Origin of the sequence: Natronococcus sp. CG52, assembly GCF_023913515.1 — an archaeon.
Taxonomy (GTDB): domain Archaea; phylum Halobacteriota; class Halobacteria; order Halobacteriales; family Natrialbaceae; genus Natronococcus; species Natronococcus zhouii.
In genome coordinates this window covers 2,471,532-2,495,702 of sequence record NZ_CP099391.1, presented here as the reverse complement: position 1 = coordinate 2,495,702, position 24,171 = coordinate 2,471,532, and the positions used below count along the sequence as shown (strand labels likewise).

24 protein-coding genes and 2 pseudogenes are annotated in these 24,171 nt (G+C 61.6%); 20 read left to right on the top strand and 6 right to left on the bottom strand.

The features are described from left to right. Window position 1: 1 nt before the first annotated feature. From NED97_RS12570 to NED97_RS12555, 5 genes are all read left to right on the top strand, one after another. Window positions 2-496 carry a YeeE/YedE family protein gene (locus NED97_RS12570; RefSeq protein ID WP_252487378.1) on the top strand — a complete coding sequence of 165 codons (495 nt, stop codon included), beginning with the start codon at window positions 2-4 and terminating at the stop codon, window positions 494-496. Then, window positions 493-963, top strand: coding sequence for a YeeE/YedE family protein (locus NED97_RS12565; RefSeq protein ID WP_252487377.1), 471 nt, complete (start codon window positions 493-495; stop codon window positions 961-963). Before NED97_RS12570 ends, NED97_RS12565 begins: the two co-directional genes overlap by 4 nt. A gap of 94 nt (window positions 964-1,057) precedes the next feature. Continuing rightward, on the top strand, window positions 1,058-1,207 hold the full coding sequence (locus NED97_RS23470; RefSeq protein WP_455429874.1) for a DUF7512 family protein: 150 nt from the start codon (window positions 1,058-1,060) through the stop codon (window positions 1,205-1,207). Between the two features lie 2 nt (window positions 1,208-1,209). Continuing rightward, the gene (locus NED97_RS12560; protein WP_252487376.1) at window positions 1,210-2,205 is read left to right on the top strand and encodes a sulfite exporter TauE/SafE family protein; all 996 of its coding nucleotides are present in this window, start codon (window positions 1,210-1,212) and stop codon (window positions 2,203-2,205) included. Window positions 2,206-2,271: 66 nt separating this feature from the next. After that, window positions 2,272-2,676 (top strand): helix-turn-helix domain-containing protein, encoded by a 405-nt coding sequence (locus NED97_RS12555; RefSeq protein WP_252487375.1) that lies wholly within the window; start codon window positions 2,272-2,274, stop codon window positions 2,674-2,676. Between the two features lie 9 nt (window positions 2,677-2,685). Here the strand turns inward: NED97_RS12555 and NED97_RS12550 are convergent. After that, a pseudogene (locus NED97_RS12550) lies at window positions 2,686-3,292 on the bottom strand (class I SAM-dependent methyltransferase). A gap of 195 nt (window positions 3,293-3,487) precedes the next feature. Between NED97_RS12550 and NED97_RS12545 the strand changes: the two are divergent. The 3 genes from NED97_RS12545 to NED97_RS12535 all read left to right on the top strand — a co-directional run bounded on the left by NED97_RS12545 (window position 3,488) and on the right by NED97_RS12535 (window position 6,839). Beyond that, on the top strand, window positions 3,488-4,612 hold the full coding sequence (locus tag NED97_RS12545) for an MBL fold metallo-hydrolase (RefSeq protein WP_252487374.1): 1,125 nt from the start codon (window positions 3,488-3,490) through the stop codon (window positions 4,610-4,612). An 84-nt stretch (window positions 4,613-4,696) separates the two neighbouring features. Further along, window positions 4,697-5,986 carry an MFS transporter gene (locus NED97_RS12540; protein ID WP_252487373.1) on the top strand — a complete coding sequence of 430 codons (1,290 nt, stop codon included), beginning with the start codon at window positions 4,697-4,699 and terminating at the stop codon, window positions 5,984-5,986. A gap of 667 nt (window positions 5,987-6,653) precedes the next feature. Continuing rightward, window positions 6,654-6,839 (top strand): DUF7563 family protein, encoded by a 186-nt coding sequence (locus NED97_RS12535; protein ID WP_252487372.1) that lies wholly within the window; start codon window positions 6,654-6,656, stop codon window positions 6,837-6,839. Between the two features lie 240 nt (window positions 6,840-7,079). On the opposite strand, the pseudogene NED97_RS23355 reads toward NED97_RS12535, so the two are convergent. Continuing rightward, a pseudogene (locus tag NED97_RS23355) lies at window positions 7,080-7,279 on the bottom strand (hypothetical protein); the annotation flags it as partial. A gap of 663 nt (window positions 7,280-7,942) precedes the next feature. Between NED97_RS23355 and NED97_RS12530 the strand changes: the two are divergent. The 6 genes from NED97_RS12530 to NED97_RS12505 all read left to right on the top strand — a co-directional run bounded on the left by NED97_RS12530 (window position 7,943) and on the right by NED97_RS12505 (window position 11,914). Then, on the top strand, window positions 7,943-8,155 hold the full coding sequence (locus NED97_RS12530) for a helix-turn-helix domain-containing protein (protein ID WP_382207638.1): 213 nt from the start codon (window positions 7,943-7,945) through the stop codon (window positions 8,153-8,155). Window positions 8,156-8,252: 97 nt separating this feature from the next. Beyond that, on the top strand, window positions 8,253-8,744 hold the full coding sequence (locus NED97_RS12525) for an HTH domain-containing protein (protein WP_252487371.1): 492 nt from the start codon (window positions 8,253-8,255) through the stop codon (window positions 8,742-8,744). Further along, window positions 8,741-9,538, top strand: coding sequence for a 3-oxoacyl-ACP reductase FabG (gene fabG, locus NED97_RS12520; RefSeq protein WP_252487370.1), 798 nt, complete (start codon window positions 8,741-8,743; stop codon window positions 9,536-9,538). Before NED97_RS12525 ends, fabG begins: the two co-directional genes overlap by 4 nt. 94 nt (window positions 9,539-9,632) lie before the next feature. Next, window positions 9,633-10,820 (top strand): thiolase family protein, encoded by a 1,188-nt coding sequence (locus tag NED97_RS12515; protein ID WP_252487369.1) that lies wholly within the window; start codon window positions 9,633-9,635, stop codon window positions 10,818-10,820. Further along, window positions 10,817-11,221 (top strand): nucleic acid-binding protein, encoded by a 405-nt coding sequence (locus tag NED97_RS12510; protein ID WP_252487368.1) that lies wholly within the window; start codon window positions 10,817-10,819, stop codon window positions 11,219-11,221. The genes NED97_RS12515 and NED97_RS12510 overlap by 4 nt, the downstream gene beginning before the upstream one ends. A gap of 282 nt (window positions 11,222-11,503) precedes the next feature. Then, window positions 11,504-11,914, top strand: a complete 411-nt coding sequence (locus tag NED97_RS12505; RefSeq protein ID WP_252487367.1) for a hypothetical protein — start codon at window positions 11,504-11,506, stop codon at window positions 11,912-11,914. A 1,187-nt stretch (window positions 11,915-13,101) separates the two neighbouring features. Here NED97_RS12505 and NED97_RS12500 read toward each other — a convergent pair. Then, a complete protein-coding gene (locus NED97_RS12500; protein ID WP_252487366.1) occupies window positions 13,102-13,680 on the bottom strand; it encodes a CHRD domain-containing protein in 579 nt (192 codons plus the stop codon). A 374-nt stretch (window positions 13,681-14,054) separates the two neighbouring features. On the opposite strand from NED97_RS12500, the gene NED97_RS12495 reads away from it, so the two are divergent. From NED97_RS12495 to NED97_RS12485, 3 genes are read left to right on the top strand one after another with little or no spacing between them, the layout of a single operon-like run. Further along, on the top strand, window positions 14,055-15,410 hold the full coding sequence (locus NED97_RS12495) for an aspartate aminotransferase family protein (protein WP_252487365.1): 1,356 nt from the start codon (window positions 14,055-14,057) through the stop codon (window positions 15,408-15,410). Beyond that, window positions 15,407-16,573, top strand: a complete 1,167-nt coding sequence (locus tag NED97_RS12490; RefSeq protein WP_252487364.1) for an acyl-CoA dehydrogenase family protein — start codon at window positions 15,407-15,409, stop codon at window positions 16,571-16,573. The genes NED97_RS12495 and NED97_RS12490 overlap by 4 nt, the downstream gene beginning before the upstream one ends. Before the next feature lie 26 nt (window positions 16,574-16,599). Then, window positions 16,600-17,832 carry a CaiB/BaiF CoA transferase family protein gene (locus NED97_RS12485; protein ID WP_252487363.1) on the top strand — a complete coding sequence of 411 codons (1,233 nt, stop codon included), beginning with the start codon at window positions 16,600-16,602 and terminating at the stop codon, window positions 17,830-17,832. A 113-nt stretch (window positions 17,833-17,945) separates the two neighbouring features. Here the strand turns inward: NED97_RS12485 and NED97_RS23130 are convergent, their stop codons facing one another. Then, window positions 17,946-18,071, bottom strand: coding sequence for a hypothetical protein (locus tag NED97_RS23130; protein ID WP_256493267.1), 126 nt, complete (start codon window positions 18,069-18,071; stop codon window positions 17,946-17,948). 55 nt (window positions 18,072-18,126) lie between these two features. On the opposite strand from NED97_RS23130, the gene NED97_RS12480 reads away from it, so the two are divergent. Next, a complete protein-coding gene (locus NED97_RS12480) occupies window positions 18,127-19,359 on the top strand; it encodes a transposase (RefSeq protein ID WP_252487362.1) in 1,233 nt (410 codons plus the stop codon). Between the two features lie 103 nt (window positions 19,360-19,462). Here the strand turns inward: NED97_RS12480 and NED97_RS12475 are convergent, their stop codons facing one another. Continuing rightward, window positions 19,463-19,987 (bottom strand): Lrp/AsnC family transcriptional regulator, encoded by a 525-nt coding sequence (locus NED97_RS12475; RefSeq protein ID WP_252487361.1) that lies wholly within the window; start codon window positions 19,985-19,987, stop codon window positions 19,463-19,465. Between the two features lie 82 nt (window positions 19,988-20,069). Then, window positions 20,070-21,296 carry a Zn-dependent hydrolase gene (locus NED97_RS12470; protein ID WP_252487360.1) on the bottom strand — a complete coding sequence of 409 codons (1,227 nt, stop codon included), beginning with the start codon at window positions 21,294-21,296 and terminating at the stop codon, window positions 20,070-20,072. A gap of 348 nt (window positions 21,297-21,644) precedes the next feature. Here NED97_RS12470 and NED97_RS12465 point away from each other — a divergent pair, with 348 nt between their 5' ends. Together NED97_RS12465 and NED97_RS12460 are read left to right on the top strand one after the other, a co-directional pair. Then, window positions 21,645-22,928, top strand: coding sequence for an ArgE/DapE family deacylase (locus tag NED97_RS12465; protein ID WP_252487359.1), 1,284 nt, complete (start codon window positions 21,645-21,647; stop codon window positions 22,926-22,928). After that, complete coding sequence (locus tag NED97_RS12460; RefSeq protein WP_252487358.1) at window positions 22,921-24,087, top strand: arginase family protein; 1,167 nt, start codon at window positions 22,921-22,923, stop codon at window positions 24,085-24,087. Before NED97_RS12465 ends, NED97_RS12460 begins: the two co-directional genes overlap by 8 nt. Window positions 24,088-24,171 lie beyond the last annotated feature (84 nt).

The following is a 24,171-nucleotide window of genomic DNA, read 5'->3' as shown; positions in this document are numbered from 1 at the left end:
GATGAGCGAACTCACACCGCTACTCGCGCTCGGAGAGTTCTTCCCGCGAGGGGTCCTGCCGTATCTCCTCGGTGGACTGCTCGTCGGGCTCGGCGCCGCAGTCATCTACCTCGCCACGGGGATCATCGCCGGTGCGAGTACGTTCCTCGAGTCGACGCTGTCGTACGTCTCCGACGTTCCACGGTTTAACCGGTTCAAGTACGTCCAATCGCGGGACTGGCGGCTCGTGTTCACCGCGGGCATCGTCAGCGGCGCCGCCGTCTACGCGGTTCTCTTCCAGGGAGCGATTTGGACGACTGACGTCCAGTGGTGGCGGCTGCTCGGCGGCGGCTTTCTCGTTGGCGTGGGAACCCGTCTCGGCAAGGGCTGCACGTCGGGGCACGGCGTTTGCGGCGTCGGATCACTGTCGAATACCTCGCTTGTGAACGTGGCGACGTTCCTCGCCGTCGCGATCGGGACTGCTCAACTCGTCCAGGCGATGGGGGTGGCACCATGAGCGAGAATCACCGTAGTCCGTGGTTCATGCCGATTATCTATATCGGTGGACTGATCTTCGGCTTCGGTCTCGCGATCAGCGGGATGGCCCGCCCGGAGGTCGTATTGGATTTCCTCCAGTTCGAGGACTTCGGCCTTTTGTTCGTCATGGGTGGGGCAGCTATTGTGACCGGAATCACCTTCGCTGTTGCCACGCGATCCCTTGACCGTGCACCGCTGACAGCCAGCGAGTACACGCGCCGAGTGAAGGAGTTCGATCGCAACGTCGTCGTTGGAGGGACGATCTTTGGCGTCGGCTGGGGACTTTCAGGCATCTGTCCGGGGGCCGCCTACGCGAGCGTCGGCATCGGGAATTACCCGATCTTGTGGGCAGTCTTCGGGATGTTCCTCGGTGCATACGCACAGGGATACTGGCGAGCACTTCGGCCGACCAGCACCGACGATATGACAGAAATTACTTCCAGCTAAGTACCGATGTCCCATCAGAATTACCAGATACAGTTTGCCCAGGAGTATTGTATAGAAATGGAATCATTAGACAATCGAAAGAGGTGTGATTGAGATGTTCGGTCTTGAACCCCTATCAGGCTCAGCCCAGGCCATCACCACGGTTGGACTCGTCTTCGCTGAAGCAATCGCTCTCTACATCGGATACGGAGCAGTGATGCAGGTGGCCAGTCCAGCCGCTCGTGACATCCTCGGAGGTGAATAGGGATGGAACTATTAGGCCTGAGTATTGCGATGATCGCCCTTTTCGTTGGGTTTGGCCTTCTGATCGGCATCCTCTTCGGGTTCTTCGGGATGGGTGGGTCCTTCCTTGTGACGCCAGCACTACTGGTGTTGGGCTATCCAGCGAAGGTCGCGGTCGGGAGCGGGCTCGCGTTCGTCTTTGGGACGAGCGTCATCGGCGCACTCAAACACCGTGACCACGGCCAAGTCGACTACAAGCTCGCAGCGTTGATGACAGTCGGCATGACCCTCGGTATCGAACTCGGTAAGCGGGTTGTCTTCCTGCTCGAGGAACTCGGTTCGGCCGATCTCGTCGTCAGCATTGCTTACGTCGGGCTGCTTGCCATCGTCGGACTGTTCACCCTACAGGATGCGCGAAGCGAGAGGAGGGAATCAGGTGGAATCAGTCTCGCAGAGCGGGTGCAGGCGATTCACATTCCACCGATGGTTACGATATCCGGTGACATCTCCGTCTCGGTCTGGATCGTCCTCACTCTCGGTGGTGCGATCGGAATTCTCTCTGGATTCCTCGGTGTCGGTGGTGGATTCCTCCTAATGCCGGCGATGATGTACGGTCTTGGCGTGCCCGCTGCGGTCGCTGTCGGGACTGACATCCTCCAGATTACTATCTCCGGAGCGTATGGTGCATTCGTCTACGCACAGGCTGATGCTGTAGCGATTCCGGTTGTCGGCTCGCTCCTCGCCGGGAGTGCGCTCGGTGCACGTATCGGTGCTGGGGCGACGAAATTGGTCGACGAAGATGACATCAAGGGCTACTTCGCCGCAATGTTGCTTGCTGGGAGCCTCTCAGTCGCAGCCAAAGAGTTGAGCAACTACCTCGGTATTGAAGCGCTTAACACGGTGAGTATCGTGCTCATCTTCGGTGCAACGGTCTTGGTCAGCACTGCGGTCGTACTCGCAGCAATTTGCGCCCTTCGGCAGGAACGTACTGAGACATGGTGTAAGCTCATGTCGTCATAGATGGGCACAGTATTGTGCCGACTATGCAAATATTTTTGAGTGGCCAGCACCTAAGACCGATAACTAATGGCTGACTCAATGAGTGAAATGCTCCGGCAGGACATGCAGTGTGAGGGCCTGCTTGAGTGTTTCCACAACCTCAAAGAAATCGACAAAGACGTGTTCCGACTCCTGAACGAAATGGACGAACCGCTCACCGTCGACGAAATCGCCGACGAGATCGATCGTGAGCGGTCGACTGCCTACCGATCTGTCCAGCGGTTGATGCAGGCCGGATTCATCCAAAAGGAGCAGGTCAACTACGATCAGGGCGGCTACTACCACGTCTACCTCCCGCGAGACGCCGACGAGATTACCCAGGAGATGCAACGAATGCTCAACGACTGGTACGCACAGATGGGGCAGCTAATCGGCGAATTCAGCGAAAAATATGGTGACAAGTCCGGTCAGACACCCACCATCGAAAGCTGATCTATCTCTCTACTCTCGAACTCCAACAAGAACGAACGTCTCAGTTCGTGTAGCTTCGTGCTGAATTTTGAAGCCATGATTCTGAAGCGAGGACACCGCCTCTTCGGCAGTAAATCGTTCGTCTAACGGTGGACCAGCCTCTCCACGACCATCAGCTGACCAGTCGGCGATAGCGAGCCGACCCCCCGAACTAACGACTCGTGCGAGTTCTTGCAATGCATCGGAACTAGCGAACTCGTGGTAGGTCATTGTCGAAACTACAGTAGCAAGGAAGTCGGTATCGAACGGTGAAGTACCTCGGGGACAAGCCCCGAGGCACTCGCCCTGTTCAACCTGTAGATCGCTGATTTCTGCTGTGACGAGTGCGACGTTCTCGGGAACCCCCTTTTCGAGGTAATAGTCATGCATTGCTTCCTGCACGTCGACAGCATACGCTTGGCCTACGTGTGGGGAAAGATCGTCCGTATAGAAACCGGTTCACTTCCGAGATCGGCGATTACATCGTCATCCGAAGGGGAAACACTCCAGAGAAGTTCTTCAGCGGAGAGTACCGGTAGCGAGACGCTGCATCTTCTAATCTGTCGGCTTGCTCAGCCTCGTATGTATGATAGCTCATAATTCACAGTAGTGTCTAAACTATGTAAGAGTTAACGCTGCTGTTCTCCAAAGGTGGCTCCGGGTGTCTTTGAAGCTCGATATGTGATTTGCCGCGAATTGCCGAATACCGTCCAAACTGTAAGGGTGAATAGAATTTCTCGGTGGTATTTCGACCAACGGATTTAATAGTCGCTGTTTCATAGTATTGGGTGTAATGGGCAAGACTAAGATTGCGCCTTCGGAAGTCGCTCGACGTGTCCAAGAAGCCGACGCCGAGGATCTCTTCGTCCTCGACGTCCGCAACGAGGACGATTACGACGAGTGGCAGATCCCGAGGAGTACGAACGTCCCTGTCTACGACGAACTGCTGGAGTACGATTATTCTACGCTGGAAACAAAGCTCGATGAACTACCGGAAAACGAGGAGATCGCGGTCGTCTGCGTCGGTGGTGTCACGTCGGCACGCGCCGCCGAATTCCTCCGTGAGAACGGCTTCGACGCGAAGTCGATCGACAGCGGAATGAACGGCTGGGGACGTGTTCACCGCCAGTACGAGGTAGAGGGCGTCGACGGGATCACCCAGATTGTCCGCCCCGGAACGGGATGCGTTTCATATCTCGCCTACGGCGATGGTGAGGCCATCGTCGTCGACCCGAGCCAGTACATCGACGAATATCTGAACGCGGCAGACGAGCGCGATCTCGAAATCGTTGGTGTTGCAGACACCCACGCGCACGCGGACCACGTTTCGGGCGCTCGTCAGCTTGCCGGTGAACTCGACGTTCCGTACTACCTGCACGAGGACGACGATGGCGAGCTCGAAAGCGTCACAGAACTTGAGGACGGAGAGACGATCACTGTCGGAGACCGTGAACTCGACGTGGTCTATACGCCCGGTCACACGCCCGGAAGCGTCTCGTTCAAGTTCGGTGATGCACTCCTCTCCGGGGACACGCTGTTCCTGCGCAGCGTCGGCCGACCAGACCTTGAGGATAGCGCTGAAGATGCAGTCCGCGAAGCAGCTGGCCAACTGTTCGACAGTTTGGACCGGCTGACGAACCTGGACGACGAAACGGTCGTTCTGCCGGGGCACTTCAGTGATGAAGAGATTCGACCGCTCGCTACAAAGCTTGAGGAACTCCAGGAAGAAACGACGAATGAGCTCCTGAGTTACGTTGAGGACGGCGACGAAACGGCGTTCGTCGAAACTATCGTCGGAAGTCTCGCTGACGAGCCCGCGAACTACAACGAAATCAAGCAGATCAACTGGGGGAAGCAGCAGCCAAGCGGGGACGCTGAAGCGCTTGAACTCGGCCCGAACAACTGCGCTGCTAACTAAAGCGGGCAAATCAATCCGACCTCGTTTTCCACATTTACACAAAAATCATCGAAATTGGATCCAACTACAGAATTCACTACAGTAATGAGGGATAAAGTTGAGGTGAAACAGGGAATTCGCGAGCACCTCGGACAGTTCTCACTACATGTCCTGCTGGTGTTCGCGACGGGGCTGACCATCGGATCAGAGCGTACGGTCGTGCCAGTCTTGGGCGAAGAGGTATTCGGCGTCAAGTCGTTTCTCGTTATCGGCTCATTCGTCGTCTCGTTCGGCTTCGTCAAAGCGCTGCTCAACCTCTACGCCGGCAAGTGGGGTGAGGAGTACGGACGCAAGCCAGTGCTCATTCTCGGCTGGCTCACCGCACTGCCGATACCGGTGATCCTCATCTTTGCGCCGAGTTGGGGCTGGATTACCGTCGGAAACATCCTGCTCGGGATTAACCAGGCGCTAACCTGGAGCATGGCGATTAACGCTAAGATCGATCTCGCGAGTCCCGACCAGCGTGGGCTCGCAGTCGGTATCGACGAGGCGTTCGGCTACACTGGTGTCGCGGCTGGAGCGTGGATTACGGGCGTCATTGCCGGCCAGACCAGTCTCCGGCCGGAACCATTCTACTTCCTCGCTGCCGTCGTGGTGTTAGCGTTCCTTATCTCGGTTTTCCTCATCAAGGAGACGGTCCAGCTTGCACATCTCGAGGGTGACGACGACCACCACGATGCAAACCTCCCGTTCAACGAGGTTCTGAAGCGAGCAACCTACGGCGACAAGACTCTGTTCGCGGCGGCTCAGGCCGGCCACATCGAGAACTTCGTCGATACGCTGTTCTGGATTGCCGTCCCGCTGTATCTCACGAGTCAGGGGCTCGCGATCGAAGCCGTTGGCGTCGTCGTCGGCGTCCACAGCGCGATGTACTTCCTCCAGATCGGGACTGGCGGGCTCGCCGACCGCATCGGGCGACGCCCGCCGGTCGTCGCAGGGATGTTCCTCGCCGGCGCAGGCGTCCTCGGGATGGTGTTCGTCGACAGTTACCTCCCATGGGCGGCCCTGGCCGGAATTTCCGGGCTCGGGATGGCGCTGCTCTATCCGAATCTCATGACGGTCCCGAGCGACGCTGCCCACCCGACGTGGCGGTCGGCGGGGATGGGTGTCTACCGCATGTGGCGTGACGCCGGCTATGGCGTCGGTGCGATTCTGATTGGTCTCTCGATGGAGATTGTGAACGCTGAGGCCGCCTTCTATATGACTGCCATCTTGATGTTCATTTCTGGGGCAATTGTGTATCTGTGGATGGAAGAGACTCATCCTGACTTCGGCACCCACGAACCGCCAGCTCCTGCTCCAGAAGCGCCCGAACAACCAACGCTCGAGGACTGAAATATCCCTTAATCGCTAATAAAAAGGAGCAAGCATTTGTCGCGCTGTTCGACAACATCGGCATGTTGCTTGACGACTGGATCGAAACCCAGCGACACGACGTCACGGACGAATATGGCTGTGAAGCACTATTCACGACTGCTCAGGGTCGGGAGGTAACGCAGTCTCTCCTGATCGGGCCCGGACTGGCGTCAGTGAGTTGGGTGTCAGTTCCCGCCTTCGAGGCGCGGGATGTCTCGTTGTCGCGGGATGTGGAATGCGGACCGTTCGGGTCCAGACGTCGCTTCGGTACACCTAACGCCCGTACCGGGACCGATTCCCGAATGAGCCACGCCCGACCACGGGACCGACACCGAGAACGCAATCCCGAGCTCGTCGGGGCGGTGGTTCTCCGGAGAACGATCATACCGAGGCGCTCGAGGAGCTTCCGGCCGACGAGCTCGAGGCGGTGTTTCTCAACGTCGTCGAGGAGGTTGCCCACCGGAAATCTGGCCAGTGGTGAGGAGCCTCGAGGCCGGTCTAGACTGGCAGTATTCTCACCGCCAACTACCTCCTTTCCGTGGGCTGACTGCGAGACGATCTCCTCGCCGTGGCAGTGCGAGTCGTGGACGGCTAACTATCGTCTTTGGCACCACGGTTATCAGTGGTGAGTGTCAATGAATACCTCATGCCCAGCTGTGATGATTGTGGCGAGTACGTCACCCGCGATTTCATCCGAGTGTTCGGTGTCGACGGCAAGGTCCACGGCTGTCCCCACTGTGCGACGTATCGCGAGCTCCAGGACGGAGCCGGTGTGGAACACTCGAGCGAGGGTCGATCACCACAGCCAGGGGTTCAGCGAAAGACGAACTGATCCGCACGGGAGCACTGCGATCCCAGCGCTAGCAGGCGTCGACTCAGTCAGCACTATGCAGCGGAACGAGTCCGCAGTTCGGACAGCCGTTGTGTTTCGTCGTTTGGTAGTGTAATTCGCAGTCACACTCTCCGCATTTGTAGTAGTCCTTTGACATCACCTGAGAAAAGATCGGAGAGACGGATATGCCTTACGTGGGCGGTGTTCACAGGAGTAGTAGTGATAGTGAACTACCCCACCCTACTCGCTCACGGCTGACGCCGTTCGCTCTATGAGGGTGGGGCCTCCTGTTTCCACGACGTTGTCAGACTCGAAGAGTCTGACAGCCCGCCAGACTACATCTGGCGAACGCGCTTTGCAGATACGGGCGTATCTACAGGGAGCGCAGTCTCCACACCGATCGATTCGATTTTAGATGTGCGCGGGCGCGAGAGACCCCGGCGCCCCACGCACTCTCAGCAGAATTGGTATCGGCATCGTCGAATCTGTTCGCGAAGCTCCAGAGTGACGACTGCCGTTCGTTGCATGGCGAGTGCGTTCTCTCCGAGGAGTTGGGCTGCCCCTGGGAAATCCTCGTTGTGCACGTGTGCGTGGACTCGCGATCAGCAATCGTCTCACCGAGGTCGGTGATTACGGATTCGAGGTCGTCAGTGCAGGAGATCTCGGCACGATTCGTCTCTGTTCCAAACTATGTTGGGGTTGCGAATTTATCCCCTGAATACATAGACAGGGGTGCGGTTAATTCATCTGAAGGAGCCGCACACGGCTGGCCGCCGCTTAGCGGCCACTCGTGGACATCATCTCGGAGTTCACGATTCTCGAGAGTCCCTACTGCAACGGCGAGTACGCACCCTCGTTGAGGCCTCATTCGTGTCTGCATCGGAGACGATGACCGAGGACCGCCATCCGGCTTCACTGGAGGGGGTTTGTACGCTGAACGGTGAGTACCCCGTTCGTATCAGTATGGAAAAATAATTATGTAGAGCCATTGTCGTCAGTAATATGACTGGGTGATCGACACCGTGTCAGTTCATTTCGTGGGAGATGTTTGCACCAATCACTAAGCTTTATATCTCATCTCGTTGGGGGTTTCCATGCGAATGATGTCCACGAGCGAACAAAAACCGACATTACCAGACGATCTTGGCTCACCACAGGCCAAACTGGTGTATCTGACGCTCCTCGTGACGGAGGAGACGACAGTGACCGAACTCCAGCAGTTACTGGGGCTGCCCAAACTAACGCTCCTGCCGATACTCACGTCGCTCGTTGCGCGTGGGCTCGCCCAGCGGACGGAGGGCGGGTATGCCAGTTAGTAAGTCTGCGGACACCCCGGCTCAGGTTGGCGGTACCGATCTCCTGGGGGATCTCCGGGTCGACTGTTACGTGCGATCCACTGTGCCTGCTCCTCTCATGAAGGCGGTCAGCTCCGTCACCGAGCGCCTGCAGCACCTTCAGGACCAGGGATTCATCACCGAGAGTCAGATCACTCACTGGCCGCCGGAACACCCTGCGATCGCCGACGCGGACGACACGAGAGAGCCCACGCGGGACGAGCTCGTGGCCGCGTTCGAACAGTGGGCCGATCAGCACGGCTACACGCTCGAGCCGGCGTTTCGTCGGAAGGAGATACCGTCGTCACCCCTCGGACTGGGGACCGACGAGACACACGAGCGAATTCGGGTCCCGATCGTAGCACTGGCGCTCTACGAGGACGACACCGAGACGGACCCGGATACGGAGCTACTCCGCGGGGTCGTCCCGTACACGGACCGATCGGACACCGGTGCGGAGCGGACATACACTGTGGATGAGTGGCTCTCCACGATCGAAACGGATGCAGGTGAGGGGCCCACATACACCTTCCAGCACGAGCAGGCGACACTTCCCGAGGAGGAACAATGACGGCGAAGCTCGCAGAGCCGGCCGACCTGGACCGGCCGTCCCGTCAGCCGCTCGCCGGCCGGACGTGCCTGGTCACCGGCGCCTCGCGGGGGATCGGACACGGGATCGCCCGCGAACTCGGACGGTACGGCGCGACCGTCGTCATCAACTACCGCTCCTCCGAGGAGGCCGCCCACGTGGTCGCCGACGCAATTACCGAAGCGGACACCGCAGGGACGGCTCACCCGGTCCAGGCTGACGTCACCGATCGCGCCGAGATCGAGACGATGCGCGACGCGGTCCACGACGCGTTCGGGCCGATCGACGTCCTCGTCAACAACGCCGGGATCACCTGCGATCGGACGTTCCAGAAGATGACGGCGGAAGACTGGCACCGCGTGATCGACGTCTCGCTAAACGGGACGTTCAACTGCACACAGACGTTTTACGACGACATCACAGCCGTCGATCACGGGCGGGTGATCAACATCTCGAGCGTGATCGGCAAGCAAGGCAACGTCGGCCAGGCGAACTACGCGGCGGCGAAAAGCGGCCTGTTCGGGTTTACTCGCTCACTCGCCCTCGAGCTGGCGGGCTCAGACGCGACGGCCAACTGCATCGCGCCCGGCTTCACCCGCACGGAGATGGTCAAGGCGATTCCGGACGATATTCAGGACAGTCTACGCGCGGATATCCCGCTCGAGCGGTTCGCCAGCGTGAGCGAGGTAGCCGGCCTCGTGCGCTACCTCGCCGGCGAGCAGTCGGGCTACGTGACCGGCGAAGTGATCGACATCAACGGAGGAATCGACCTATGAGATCCAGACCGATTTACGAGACGAGCGGACAGCAATCCATCCGATGGACGACGCTCACCCAGCAGAACTCACCACCTCTGGAGGGCAGTTACAAATGACGGCAGGCGAGCACTCCACGGACCGCCAGTCCGACCGCGTGGCAGTTATCGGAGCCTCGATGACCCAGTTCGGCCAGCGAGAGGGCTGGGTCCAGGACCTCCTCGCCGAGGCCGGACTCGAGTGCCTAGAGGATGCGGGCGTCGACGCGACGGACGTCGAGCACCTGTACGTCTCGAACATGACCAGCGGCGAGTTCGAGGGAATGACGGGTGTGATGAACGCGCTGGCACACGATCTCGGCGCGATGCCGGCCTATACGCAGCGCGTCGATCAGACGAGTTCCAGCGGCGGCGCGGGGATCTACGCTGCCTGGCAATCGATCACCAGTGGAGCGAGCGAGATGACGCTGCTCGTCGGCGGCGAGAAGATGACTCACAAGTCGACCGCTGATACGACCGACATTATCGCCTCGATCGCTCACCCCGTCGAGTACAAGGCGGGGGTAACGCTCCCCTCCTTCGCCGGGCTCACGGCGCGGAACTATCTGGAACGCTTCGACGCACCCCGCGAGACCCTCGCGAAAGTCGCGGTCAAAAACCACAGGAACGGCGTCGATAATCCGAACGCCCAGTTCCAGAAGGAGGTCGATCTCGAGACGGTGCTCGAGTCGCCGATCGTCGCGGACCCGCTGCGGCTGTACGACTTCTGTCCGATCACCGACGGCTCGGCGGCGTTGCTGTTCTGTCCGGAGTCAGTTGCCAAAGAGTATACCGACGAGTACGCCGTCATCGCCGGCGTCGATGGCGCGACGGACACGCACGTCGTCCACGAGCGCGAGGATCCGACCGTCATGGGCGGCGTCGTCGAGAGCGGCAAAGGCGCTTACGCGATGAGCGGCTACGGGCCCGACGATATCGACGTCGCGGAGCTCCACGACATGTTCACCATCCTCGAGTTCCTCCAGATGGAGGGACTGGGCTTCGCCGACCAGGGCGAGGCCTGGAAGCTCGTCGAGGAGGGCTACACGGAACGCGACGGCGAGTTGCCGGTCAACACCTCCGGCGGCCTCAAGTCGAAGGGCCACCCGCTCGGCGCGAGCGGCGTCGCACAGGGCGTCGAGATCTACGAACAGCTCGTCGGCGAGGCCGGTCCGCGACAGGTCGAGGCCGACGTCGGCCTCTGCTGTAACGTCGGCGGCTTCGGGAACTGCGTTATCACCACGATCATGGAGGCAGCACGATGACGATGGAAGCAACCCGCTACGACGACGGCACGATCAGCTATCCCGGCCACCCGCGCAGCCGGAACGGCGCGGAGCCGGTCGAGACGATCGACCTGAGCGAGCACACCGCGGAGGTCGTGACGTGGACGACCAGTACAGCGACACCACCCGGCGTGCGCGAGCCGAACCACCTCGCGATCGTCGAGTTCGACGTCAGCGAGGCGGTCGACGCCTCGGATAATCGGACGGAGTCCGATGAGGACAGCGAATCCGTTCGGGCGCTCGTCCAACTGACGACCGGCGATCTCGAGACGGGTGACGAAGTCCGGCCGGTCTTCGTCGAGGAGCTTCGCGACCCCGGCGCCGGCATCAGAAAGCCCGAGAGTCAGGACTGGGATGGCTACCAGTTCGAACCGGTATAAGCGACGCACTCAACGCCGTTCGCTGATTCTCCACCTTTTCGAGCGCTGCTCAACTAGGGCTGCGTACTCCTAGTCTCGATGCTCTCTTGCTGTTCGTCGGGAATCGTAACCGAGAGAATTTCAATTGAAATTCGGTGTGTGAGCGACACACATTCCCAGACTGTCATACGGGACGGCAACGCTCTTTTGTCCCTGCTGTTCGACCGACTACAGAAACCTGTCAAATCATCTTTTCCATCTCCCACCAGCGGCGACCGGAACTGGACCGTCGAGGGCGAGAGGATGTCAATCAATATCCAACAGGGCGCCGACGAACTGGTGTTCGCCTCGTTCTGGCTCTATCCCGGACTGTACGACGGTCTGTCGAGCCCGCCGGGTAGCGACGGGTTGACCGGGACCCCATCCCGTCTCCGCCTGACACATCGATTGATGCCCCGTCGCGATAAACGGGAAGACGCCATGAGCACGACTGTGTTCCTCGAGACCCCGATGGACGACCGCCACGAAATCGAGTGCGAGGAGGCCAAAGTGATCGGGAACATCGTGTGGGCGAGCCCGGCTAACGATGGCCAAGAGATCGTCGTTCCACTGTCGAACGTGAGCGGAGTGACGGGCGACGCTGTCGAACAGAAGATCGACGAGGTCGAGTACCCGGGCGGCCGAGTCACCGAACTCGTGACCCGCCTCTCCTGACGAAGACGCGACTCCACGTGACTACCAGCTGTGCGATGGCCGAGCGAGGGGACCCAGCGTGTGGGGCGACGCCGGCCTGCATATCGAGCAGCATCGCGAACGGGACGAACAGACTCCCACGATGAACACCGAAGTCCTCCGTATCCGTCACCGACTGTCGTGACGCAATGCTGTCCGTTCGCGAGGGTTCCGACGGGCCGCTTGCTACCGCCACCTCGGGCCGCGCACCAACCCAGCGTGATCGCAACGATCGGCACCGACGTGCTGGAGCGCGAACCCGGGTCCAGGCCCACCGGCCGCGACCGGGGCTGGACCGTCAACGGTCCGGTGAGGTGCCTCAAGCTGGGAGACCGGTACCTTTCGATAGTCACTACATTAAGGAAATTTAACTAATATTCAAATCTAAATATGCTTCCAAAATGATTGGATTTTCCCGGAGAATGTGGGCAAATGGGAGATTTTCTCGCAACATATATGAGTTGTTCGGGAGATGTCTCGCTAGTGGGGGACCAATGGAGCAAGAAAACATACACGCATACTGTCCACACTGTGGCGAGGAGCGGGAGATCAAGAAAACAGTGCCGTGGCAATCGAACCTCTGTCGCACGTGCGGTGGCGATACCGAGGAGTGACACCTGCGCGTGAGACGCCGGTTGTGGGGTGACGGCAGCTAGCCGCGAGTCACCGGTCTCGAACGTCCGATCGGCTTCCGCAGCAACGAGCGCGATTGATTCGACGACAGATACGGAATCTCGGCGTCGGCCTCGACGTCTTCGAGGGCTGGCAATGATGACGATTCTCAGGCACGGCCGCCAAGAGCAGTCGAATATGCACGTCGACGACTGTCTCGAGCGGTGGTAGAGTCCTCAAGCACACCGCGGGGCCGCTCGCCTCTCCAATCCAGGGGCGCAAGCGACGAGTGCCGTGACTCGCGTTGCTGAGATTGCCAGCGACGCACTGGGATCGAACCCGAGCTCGCGTCCACTGGCGAGGGCCGGGGCTGGCCCGCCGAGGCACCACTCAATCAGCGGTCCACCGATCCTCCCCTACGACTGCACCGACCGCGAGCTGCCCCAGTACGTGTCGCCGATAGCTCGGAGCGGCATCGCGCCCGTTCGACGGCGTCCTATCTTCAAACAGCGAGAGAATCCCGTCGCAAGGACGTTCCGGGCCGACCCCGGGGGCCCTCACTTGTCGCTCGCCGCGTCCCCGCCTGGAGCGTCGTCGGGCGCGACCCGGCCTCGAAGCGCTCCGTCGGGGTGTTCCGTGGTGTGGACGGTCACGTAGGCCGCTTCACTGGCCAGCGTCTGCACGACGGCCTCCAGCGGCTCGTCCCGAAACGGGCCATCGAAGTCGGCGACAGTGAGTGTGCCCTCGGCGAGCGTTCCGTCAACCCGTCCCTCCGTGGGTCGGATCCCGGGCCCCGATTCAGGGTAGAGCCAGACAACGGCGGGCCCGTCGTCGGTCTCGGCTCCACAGTGAAGGCGGACTTGCGTTACCTGACACAGGTGTGCAATCTCGACTGTATACTCGACCGTCCGTGTATCCGGGTCGAGTTCGAGCGTGATGGCGCCGCTAGCATCACTCTCGACCGGGTGGGCAACGGCGTCACTCGTGAGTGTCGCCGAGAAGCTGGTCGGGTACTCAGCGAGGGTGTCGCCCTCGAGCGTCCGGTCTGCACCGGCGGTTCCGATCCCGACACCACTGCCGAGGACGACGGTTGCAACGCGAAGAAGGGACCGTCGTGACTTGAACTGAGGGACCATTCGTTACCGTAGATAGTTCTAATTGATTAAACATAAACCTATCGAACAGAACATATACTTCTCATAATGACATTCGTCTCGTCTGGTTGCTGTTCCCCGACGGTGAGACCTCAGAGGAGCCATTGATTGACGACACCGAGTATCACGTTTACCTCTGGGTGTCGGTCGAAGAATTCGGAGCGTAACCCGCTTTCCGGTCCCGATCACCGTCTCCTCGAGGCAATTTTTCGCTTTCGAGTGTTGACCGGAACGGCACCGTACTGGTTCGTAACCGTCGTCGAAAGTGCGGCCAGATATTTTGGACTGAATCCAACTTGAGGTCGTTAATTGAGACGTATAACAACATATATGTGCGATGCTGCAAATCGTACGGCATGGCAATCAGTCTCACGACCGACGAGCTACACTTTTCCGAGGAGCCGGACGTCGACGACGTTCCGGGCCCCAACTCCGAAGTCCTGCTCGAGCGCCAGCGAGACGTCGACAGTAACGCCGTCGCCTATCCGAAGCGCATCCCTATCGCGCTTGACGAGGCGAAAGGTGCGACCGTCCGCGATGTCGACGGCAACACGTTCCTCGACTTCTTCGCGGGAATCGGCGTGTTGAACGTCGGCCACTCGAATCCGTACGTGCTCGAGGGCGTCCAGGAGCAACTCGAGCGCTACACGCACACTATCGATTTCCCCACTGAGGCCCGGCTCGACCTCATCGAGAAACTCGACGAGATTGCCCCCGGCGACCTCAGCGGAAACAGTACGGTGATCTTCGGCGGGCCGAGCGGGAGCGACGCCATCGAGGGTTCGATCAAGCTCGCGAAACACAACACCGGCCGCCACGGCACCCTCGCTTTCGAGGGGTCGTACCACGGGACCACGGCCGGTGCGCTCAGCCTCACCGCCGGCAAGAAGTACAAGGAGGGGTACGGGCCGTTGCTCGCCGACGCCGTCCACGTTCCGTTCCCGTCGCCGTCGCTCGGCGTCGACAGCGAGCGGGCGCTCGACGCGGTCAAGCGGAAGTTCGAGAACCCCTACGGTGGCCACCAGTCGCCGGCTGGTATCTGGGTCGAGCCGATCCAGGGCGAGGGTGGCGTCGTTGTCCCACCGAAGGACTTCCTCTGCGGCCTTCGCGACATCGCCGACGACAACGACGCGCTCCTGATCGCCGACGAGATCCAGACCGGGCTCGGGCGAACCGGCGAGTGGTTCGCCAGCGATCACTTCGACGTGACGCCCGACGCGATCACGATGGCGAAAGCGCTCGGCGGCACCGGGTTGCCGATCGGGGCGATGCTGTTCCGTGAGGAACTGGACACGTGGGGGCCGGGCGGTCACGTCGGCACCTTCCGCGGCAACGTGCCGGCGATGGTCGGCGGCCTCCGTGCGATCGAGTACATCGAGGAACACGACCTCCTCGCGAACGCCCGACGACTCGGCGACGAGATCCGCGATCGGTTCCAGGAGGTCGCCGATGACGTTCCGGAGATCGTCGACGTCCGCGGCAAGGGACTGTTCGTCGGCGTCGAGTTCGCCGACGAGGACGGGCCGGCCAAAGAACTCGTCCTCGACGTCCAGCGACGGTGCTACGAGAACGGCGTTCTCGTCTGGAGTGCGGGCCGGCACGGCAACGTGCTCCGCCTGATTCCCCCGCTCGTGCTCACCGACCGCCAGGCGGCCGTCGGGATGGATATCATCTGTGACGCGATCCGTGCGGCGGTCAACGAGGGGCAATGACGCTCGATTTCGTGGGTCTCGAGGCGGATTTAGAGCAGGAGGAGCAATTGATCCGGGATACGGCCCGAGAGTTCGTCGAGGACCGTGTCAAACCCGACATCGGGGAGCACTTCGAGAGCGGGACGTTCCCCGAGGAATTAATCTCGGAGATGGGCGATCTCGGGTTTTACGCGCCCAATCTTGAGGGGTACGGTTCGCCGAACGTCTCGGAGACTGCCTACGGACTGCTGATGCAGGAACTCGAAGCGGGTGACTCGGGGCTTCGCTCGATGGCCTCCGTCCAGGGGGCGCTCGTGATGTACCCGATCCACGCCTACGGGAGCGAGAAACAGAAAGAGGAGTGGCTGCCGAAACTCGGCGAAGGTGAGGCGGTGGGCTGTTTCGGACTCACGGAACCCGAGCACGGCTCGAACCCCTCTGGGATGGAGACCGACGCCGAACGTACCGACGAGGGCTACGTGCTCAACGGCTCGAAGACCTGGATCACGAATTCGCCGATCGCGGACGTCGCCGTCGTCTGGGCCCGCGATCACTCGACCGACAAGAATCCGGTTCGCGGATTCTTGGTCGAGACCGACCGCGACGGGGTTTCGACAAACAAGATCACCGAGAAACTCTCCTTGCGCGCGTCGATCACCGGCGAGATTGGCCTCAACGACGTCTCGGTTCCTGAGGAGAACGTCCTGCCAGGCGTTTCGGGGATGAAGGGGCCGCTGTCGTGTCTCACTCAAGCACGATACGGCATCGCCTGGGGAGCCGTCGGCGCCGCGCGGGACTGCTTCGAGGAAGCACGGCAGTACGCCACGGATCGCGAGCAGTTCGGCGGGCCGATCGGCCGGTTTCAGCTTCAACAGCGCAAACTCGCGGAGATGGCGACCCAGATCACGCTCGCACAGCTGCTAGCCTATCGGCTCGCCGAACTCAAGGAGCGGGGCGAGATGCGACCCCAGCACGTCTCGATGGCCAAACGAAACAACGTCCGGATGGCCCGCGAGCAGTCGAAGGTCGCCCGCGAGGTGCTCGGCGGCAACGGCATCACCACCGACTACTCGCCGATGCGTCACATGGCGAACATGGAGACCGTTTACACCTACGAGGGAACCCACGACATCCACACGCTCGTCCTCGGCGAGGAACTGATCGGTATTCCGGCCTACAAGTAATGAGCGGGCACGAAACACGATAACACATGGTCGGAGAAGCACGCGACCCCGACGCCGAGACCGGCCCGCTCGAGGGCGTCACCGTGGTCGACGCCTCGCAGGTCCTCGTCGGCCCGTTCTGTACGATGCAGCTGGCGGATCTTGGGGCGGACGTGATCAAGGTCGAGCGACCGGGCAGCGGCGACCAGACCCGAGGGTGGCACCCGCCGCAGTTCGGCGAGGGCGACAACGGCGTGAGCGCCTACTACGCGAGCGTCAACCGAAACAAGCGGTCGATGACGCTCAACCTCAAACGCGAACGCGGCCGAGAAATCCTGCGGTTGCTGGCCGAAGACGCCGACGTCTTCGTGGAGAACTTCCGGGTCGGCACGCTTGAGGAGTGGGGACTGGGCTACGACGCCCTCGGAACGACTAATCCCGACCTCGTCTACTGTTCGCTGTCGGGGTACGGCGAGTGGGGCCCCTACGCCGAGAAGCCGGCTTACGACCTCATCATGCAGGCCGAGGGCGGGCTGATGAGCATCACCGGCGAGGCCGACGGGTCGCCGGTCCGGGTCGGCGTCGCAGTCGCCGACATCGGTGCGGGGATGTACGCCACGCAGGCGATCCTCGCGGCGCTCTTTCGGCGCGAGTTCGGCGACGACGGCGGCCAAAAGATCGACGTCAGCCTCTTCGACGGTCAGGTCGCCTGGATGTCCTACATGGCCAGCAACTACTTCGCGACGGGCGAGTCGCCCGAACAGATGGGGAGCAGACACCCCACAATCGTTCCCTACCAGGCGTTTCCCACGCGGGACGGCCACGTCGTCGTCGCCGCCGCCTCGGAGAAACTGTGGCGACGCCTCTGTGAGGCGCTCGAGCGTTCGGATCTCCTCGCGGACGACCGGTTTGCCGAGAACGCAGATCGGGTCGACCACCGCGATACGCTCGAGGCCGAACTCGCGGCAGAGCTGTCGTCGTACGAGACGGACGAGATCGTCGACCTGCTCGACGCAGCAGGTGTTCCCGCTCGCGCGGTTCACGACATGGAGGCCGTGTTCGAGCATCCACAGACCGAGGCCCGCGGGATGCGCGAGACCGTCGACCACCCGACGGTCGGCCCGATCGAGATGGCGGGAAGTCCGATGCACTTCTCGAGGTCGGCAACCGAAATCCGTCGCCACCCGCCGGAGCTGGGCGAGCACACGGCGGACGTGCTCGCCGAACTCGGCTATCGGGCGGACGAAATAGATGCGCTCGAGGCAGAAGATGTCGTCTGAGGCTGTCGTCACCGAACCGCGCGACTGACGCAGATCGTCCTATCTTCAAACAGCGAGAGAATCCTGCCCTTTAGGGCGGGCGTGAATCGCGTCACTCGACTACGTAGTTGCCGTTAATCGGCTGAGTCGGATTCCATCCGTTCGTCGATACAGCCTCTCACGAGGCTGGATAGGTTGATGTGGTTCTCGTCGATCCATTCGACCTGATCCTCTCGGATCGTTATCTGCTTGCGTTCCATCACGCTACGATACAACCCTAAAATGTATAAGTGTGGCGGGTGTGTATAAATACACATGGTTGAGGAGGCGAAGACACTCGAGGCGACATTTGCTCCACCGACACAGGGCAAAGAGGTTCGCCTCCAGCGTCTCCTCTCCACCTACTGCGAGGCGTTGCACGAGGCATTCGACTCTGGTGCGGATACGCTTGGTGGAGTCAGCAATATCGTTACTCCATACGATCTTCCGTATCAGGCGAAGGCTGCGCTGTGTAGCTACGTTAAGAAGCTTCGAACGACGTACAACGCCCGCAAGTTGGACGACGAACACCCGCTCCGCCTTACGAACCAAGCTGCGAAGTTCGATCGTGAGGAATCTCGTCACCACGAGATTTGTTGGAACGTCCCGCAACCCGGCCGTGGAACGAACTTCTGGATTCCGCTTCGGATCAATCCGGAACAAGAAGACCTCTGGCATGACCTCCTCAACGAGGATGCCAAGGCCGGGCAGATCCGACTTCAGCAGAACCGGAGTAATTGGGTGTTACACGTCACCGTCACGTACTCGGTCGAAGAATCCGAGAGGGATGGTGACGAGACGTTCATCGGGTTCGATATCGGCGAATCCGCGTTGATTACGGGCTGTGCCCTCAAGCGCAACACGCCGACGAAGCCGATGCTCGAAAGCGGCAGTCGGGCGCGACACCTCCGCAAGGAGATGTTCACGACACTCCAGCGCCTGCAAGAACGGGATGCCGCCGAGTGGCGGATCGACGAACGTTTCGACCACTACCAGAATTTACTCACGGATATCGTCGAGAAGGCGTCTCGAGAAGCCGTCGAGTACGCCAAGTCCTTTGAGGATCCGGTGATCGTACTCGAGGACCTGTCGTACATCCGTGAGAACTTGGACTACGGCAAGTACATGAACCGACGGCTCCACGCGTGGGCCTTCGCACGGCTTCAGGGCCGTATCGAAGACAAGGCCACCGAGGCCGGCATTCCGGTCGAGTGCGTGAACCCGCGCTACACATCCCAAACGTGCCACGCCTGCGGTCACATCGGATCTCGTGGGTCGCAAGCGGAGTTCAAGTGTACCAACGACGACTGCCACGTAACGGAGTTCCAAGCAGATATCAACGCGGCGGCGAACATCGCCGGTCGCGTAGATCCGTGGGGAGAGAGCGTTCCTTGGGAACCGGAACGCGATGACTCGCCACGGAATGGGAGCGCCAGTGACAGCGCCACAGTCCACCGCGAGACGAGCGAGAAATCCTCGCAGATGACGCTCGCGGCTTACCAGGACTGAAACCTACGGCACAGCCGGAATCCCACTGTTGTGGGAAGCCCCGCCGTTCACGGCGGGGAGGATGTCACCCCACCCCGTCCAGACTCGCCAGCCGTGACCGGCGTCACTCGCTCGACGCGTCCTCGTCCAGGTCGTGTGCCTCGAGCAACGTCGCTTCCTCGTAGTTGCTCAGGAGGCCGATGCCGCTGTGTTCTTTGATCGTCGTGATGACGAACTTCGAACTTGTTCGCTGAATTTCGTCGATGGTTTCGTACTTCTCGACGAGGTCGACGACCGTGTCCCGTGAAGAGAGCCGCGCGATGGCGACGAAATCCGTATCCCCCATCGTAAAAAAGACCTGGTTGACGCCCTCGATGTCGCTCAGTTTCCGTCCGACCTCGTCGTGGTAGCCTTCGTCGAACTCGGCCCAGACCTCCGAGATGACCGTCAGTTCGAGCCCGATCTTCGCCAGGTCCAGTTCGAGCAGGTCGTTCGTGATTACGTCCGCTTCCTCGAGGGATTTGATCCGGTAGTGGACCGTCGACTTCGGAATTCCGGTGACCTCGTGGATCGTTTCGGTACTCCGGGTCTTCTCTTCGGCGATCGCGAGCAGGATTTCGACGTCTCGCTCGTCGATGTCGGCGGTCATTTGGATGGAAAGGGCATATCTCTGATCGTTCCGTGGGGATCGGAACTGATTCGGCCAACCCGAGACCGGTACTTGAGGTCGGTCATCGCGCGAGTCTCCTGGTCGTTTCGGCGAACACAGTCGCCCCCGCGACGGCGTCGCTCCACTCGGTGTACTCGGCTTCGTTGTGGGTCTTCCCGTCGACGCTCGGGACGAACAGCAGTCCGGCGTCGGTGATGTCGTTGAGATAAGAGGCGTCGTGGCCCGCGCCGCCGACCATCTCCCGGGTCGAGGTGTCGGTCGCCGACGCCGCCTCGAACGCGGTATCCCGAACGGTCGGCGAGAACTCGGTGTGGGGGATCCGCCAGATCTCCTCGAGGTCGTACGTCGTCCCCTCGCGTCGACAGGCCTGGTCGATCTCCCGTTCGATTCGCTCGGCGAGTTCGGCGACCACGTCGTCGTCGTAGCTTCGGGCGTCGACGGTAAACGAGACCGTCGAGGGGATAACGTTGATCGAGTTCGGCGAGACGTCCAGTTCGCCGACGGTCGTGACGACGTCGTCGGCTATCCGGTTCGACAGCCGCCGCACGGCCTGGACCACGTCGGTTGCGGCGACGAGCGCGTCCTGTCTCGTGTGCATCGGTGACGGGCCGGCGTGATCGGCCTCGCCGCGGATCGTCGCGTCGAGCCACACCATCCCGAGGATGCCCTCGACGACGCCGACGGCGACATCGCGTTCTTCGAGGACCGGTCCCTGTTCGACGTGTAGTTCGAGGTAGGAGTGGACGTCCTCGCCGGGTCGACACGGCACCTCGCCCCGGTAGCCGATCTCCTCGAGCGCTTCCTCGACGCTCGTCCCGTCGTCGTCCGTCCGCTCGAGCGTCTCGTCGACATCGAACTCGCCGGTGAACGTCCCGCTACCCATCAGCGCCGGTTTGAACCGCGACCCCTCCTCGTTCGTCCAGTTTACGACCTCGATCGGGCGACGGTGGTCGACTCCCTCGTCGACGAACGTTCGCACGGTCTCGAGGGCGGTCAGGACGCCGAGTTGGCCATCGAATCGCCCGCCGTAGGGCTGGGAATCCAGGTGCGAGCCGACGACCACCGGCGCTGCGTCCGGCTCCGTTCCCTCGCGGCGGCCGAAGATGTTACCGACTTCGTCGATCCTGACATCGAGACCGAGCGCCTCGAGGTCGCTCACGAACTGATCGCGGACGCGCCCGTCGGTTTCCGTCAGCGCGAGACGATGGATCCCCCCGTTCTCGGTCCGCCCGATGTCGGCGTATCGTTCGAACGTCTCGCGAAACCGACCCTCGTCGATAGATATCATGCGACGGAATACCGCAGAGCGGTTGCTAAGTGTTTCGGTACTGTACAACTCTTCCAGAAGATATTGAATCCGAACTAACCATGTCATCTATTTCCGGAGTTTGTCTAAAATAGTCTGCGGTCACGGGAAGCTATTTAATCTCTCGCTCGAATGAGCCCATCGGATAGGACGAGCCGTAGGCCGGCGAGAACGGCGTCACCGAACCCGTACGCCACGTCACGCGGCTCTCTCAGAACCCGACACGCTCATGATATCGACAGCGACGACACGTCCGATCCGTATCGATCCGAACGGCGCTGGCAGCGTCGAACCGCATCCACACGACCGACCGATCGGGTGGCGTCAAGCATGAAGGCAGCCTTGACGGAAGCGATCGAACGGCGAGAGGAGCGACTGCTCGAACTCGTCTCGGCGCTCGTCGAGACGAAAACCGTCACCGGGAACGAGGGGCCGGGTCAGGAGGTCATCGTTGACGCACTCGAGACCCTCGGGCTCGAGCCGGACGTCTGGGAACCCGACGACGAGGCTCTCCGCGGCCACGATGGCTTTTTCGAGACCTCCTCGTTCGCGGACGTCGGCTACGAGGGCCGGCCGAACGTCGCCGCGCGCATCGAGGGTGGCGACGGGCCGACCCTCACGGTCGGCGGCCACATCGACGTCGTCGACGTGACCGAATCCGAGTGGGACCGCGACCCCTGGTCGATGACGAGGGAGGACGACACGCTGTACGGCCGCGGCGTCGCGGACATGAAAGGCGGACTCGCAGCCGTGCTGATCGCGATCGAGGCGCTTCTCGAGGAGGGAGTCGAACTCGGCGGCGACCTCCTCTTCCAGAGCACGATCGAGGAGGAGGACGGCGGCGTCGGCGGGGCGCTCTCCGCGCTCGAGCGGGGGTACGTCCCGGACGCCGCGGTCATCGCCGAACCGTTCGACGTGCCGAACATCGGCGTGGCCAGCGCCGGCGTGATGTACTTTCGAATCGAGGTCCCCGGCAAGAGCGTCCACGCGGCGTGGGGTCACGAGGGCGTCAATGCGATCGGGAAGGCGGCGAAACTGTACGCAGCGCTCGAGGAGCTCGACGCCGAGCGGAAAGAGCGGATCGAGTATCCGCCCGCTCACGCTGCCGATCCGAAACTCGAGGGTAACGTCACGAACCTCAACTTGGGGACGATCGAGGCGGGCGACTGGCCCTCGACCGTCCCGAGCGAGGCGGTCCTGCAGGGGCGGGTCGGCTGGCCGCCGGGCGAGAGTCGCGCCGAGGTCCGAACGCAGATCGATGAGACCATCGCGGCCGTCGCCGAGGACGACGAGTGGCTCGCGGCGAATCCGCCGACCATCGAGTGGTTCGGCTGGCAGGCCGCGCCCCACGAAACAGCGACGGACTCGAAGATTGTACGGGTCGCGAAGTCGAACGCCGAGGCGGTGACGGGAGCCGCCGGGCAGTTCGTCGGCGGCAACGCTGGCCTCGACGAGCGGTTCTTCGTGCGGTACTACGACGTCGACGCGGTGTCGGTCGGCCCGGTCGGCCACAACCTCCACGGTGCCGACGAACACACGACCGTCGACTCGCTGCTCGAGACCGCGACGACGATCGCGCACACGATCGTCAATTATCAGGAAGCCGATGACTGACACAAGACCGGCCGACGGGAGCGCGGAGACGATGCCGCTGACGGTCTACTGGCACCGGAAGACCATCGCACACGAGCCGCCGGCAGGGTCGTTCAAACTCCCGAGTGCGCCCTTCCTGGCGGTTGACGAACCGCATCCGGATCAGCCGGCCCGCGTGGAAAACATCAAAGCGATGCTCGAGTCGGGGTTCGGCGATCGGGCGCAGTTCGAATCCGCGTCGCCCGCCAGTCGAGAGGCGCTTCTCCGTGTACACGACGGATCGTACGTCGACTGGCTCCGGGAGTTCAGCGCGGACGGCGGCGGCCGGATCGACGGAACGACGACCGGGGCGAACGAGGCGACGTACGACGCGGCGCGGTACGCCGCCGGGACCGCTATCGCCGCCGCGGAGGCCGCGCTGAGCGACGACGAGGCGGTTCCCTACGCTCTCGCCCGACCGAGCGGGCACCACGCACAGCCCGGCCAGCCCGACGGATTCTGCTTTTTCAACAACGCCGCCATCGCCGCGGAGGCAGCGCTGGAAGCGGGAGCGGAGCGCGTGGCCATCGTCGACTGGGACGTCCATCACGGGAACGGCACGCAGGAGTGTTTTTACGACCGGGACGACGTGCTCTACGTCAGCGTCCACCACGACCATGGCGCGTGGGACCCGCAGTACCACCCCCAGGAGGGCTCGCTCGAGGAGACCGGAACCGGCGCGGGCGAGGGGTACACCGTCAACGTCCCGACGCCGCTGGGCATCGGCGATCGGGGGTACGCGGACGTCTTCGACCGCCTCGTCAAACCCGTCGTGACAGCGTACGATCCGGATCTGGTGCTGGTGAGTGCGGGACAAGATCCCGGGACGGCGGATCCGCTGGGCCGAAACGTCGTGACCCGCGGCGGATTCCGGGAGTTGGGGCGTCGGGCGCAGACGCTCGCGGCCAAGGCGAGCGACGGTCGGCTCGCGATCGTCCAGGAGGGCGGCTATCAGATCAGCCACCTCCCGTTCGCCACGCTCGGCGTCCTCGAGGGCGCGACCGGGTCGGCGGTCGAACTCCCCGAATACGGTGTTGACGACCCGTTCGCGTGGGTCGACGAATCGTCTGGCCACCTCCCGAGGTGGATCGACGCGGCCGTTTCCCACCACGAGACGTACTGGCCGCTCGAGGAGTCGTAATCCGGCCGACCGACGCCACTCTTCAAACTGAAGACAACGAGAGCGTCTTTTTCTGAACTGAAATCAACATCCCAAATGCTTATT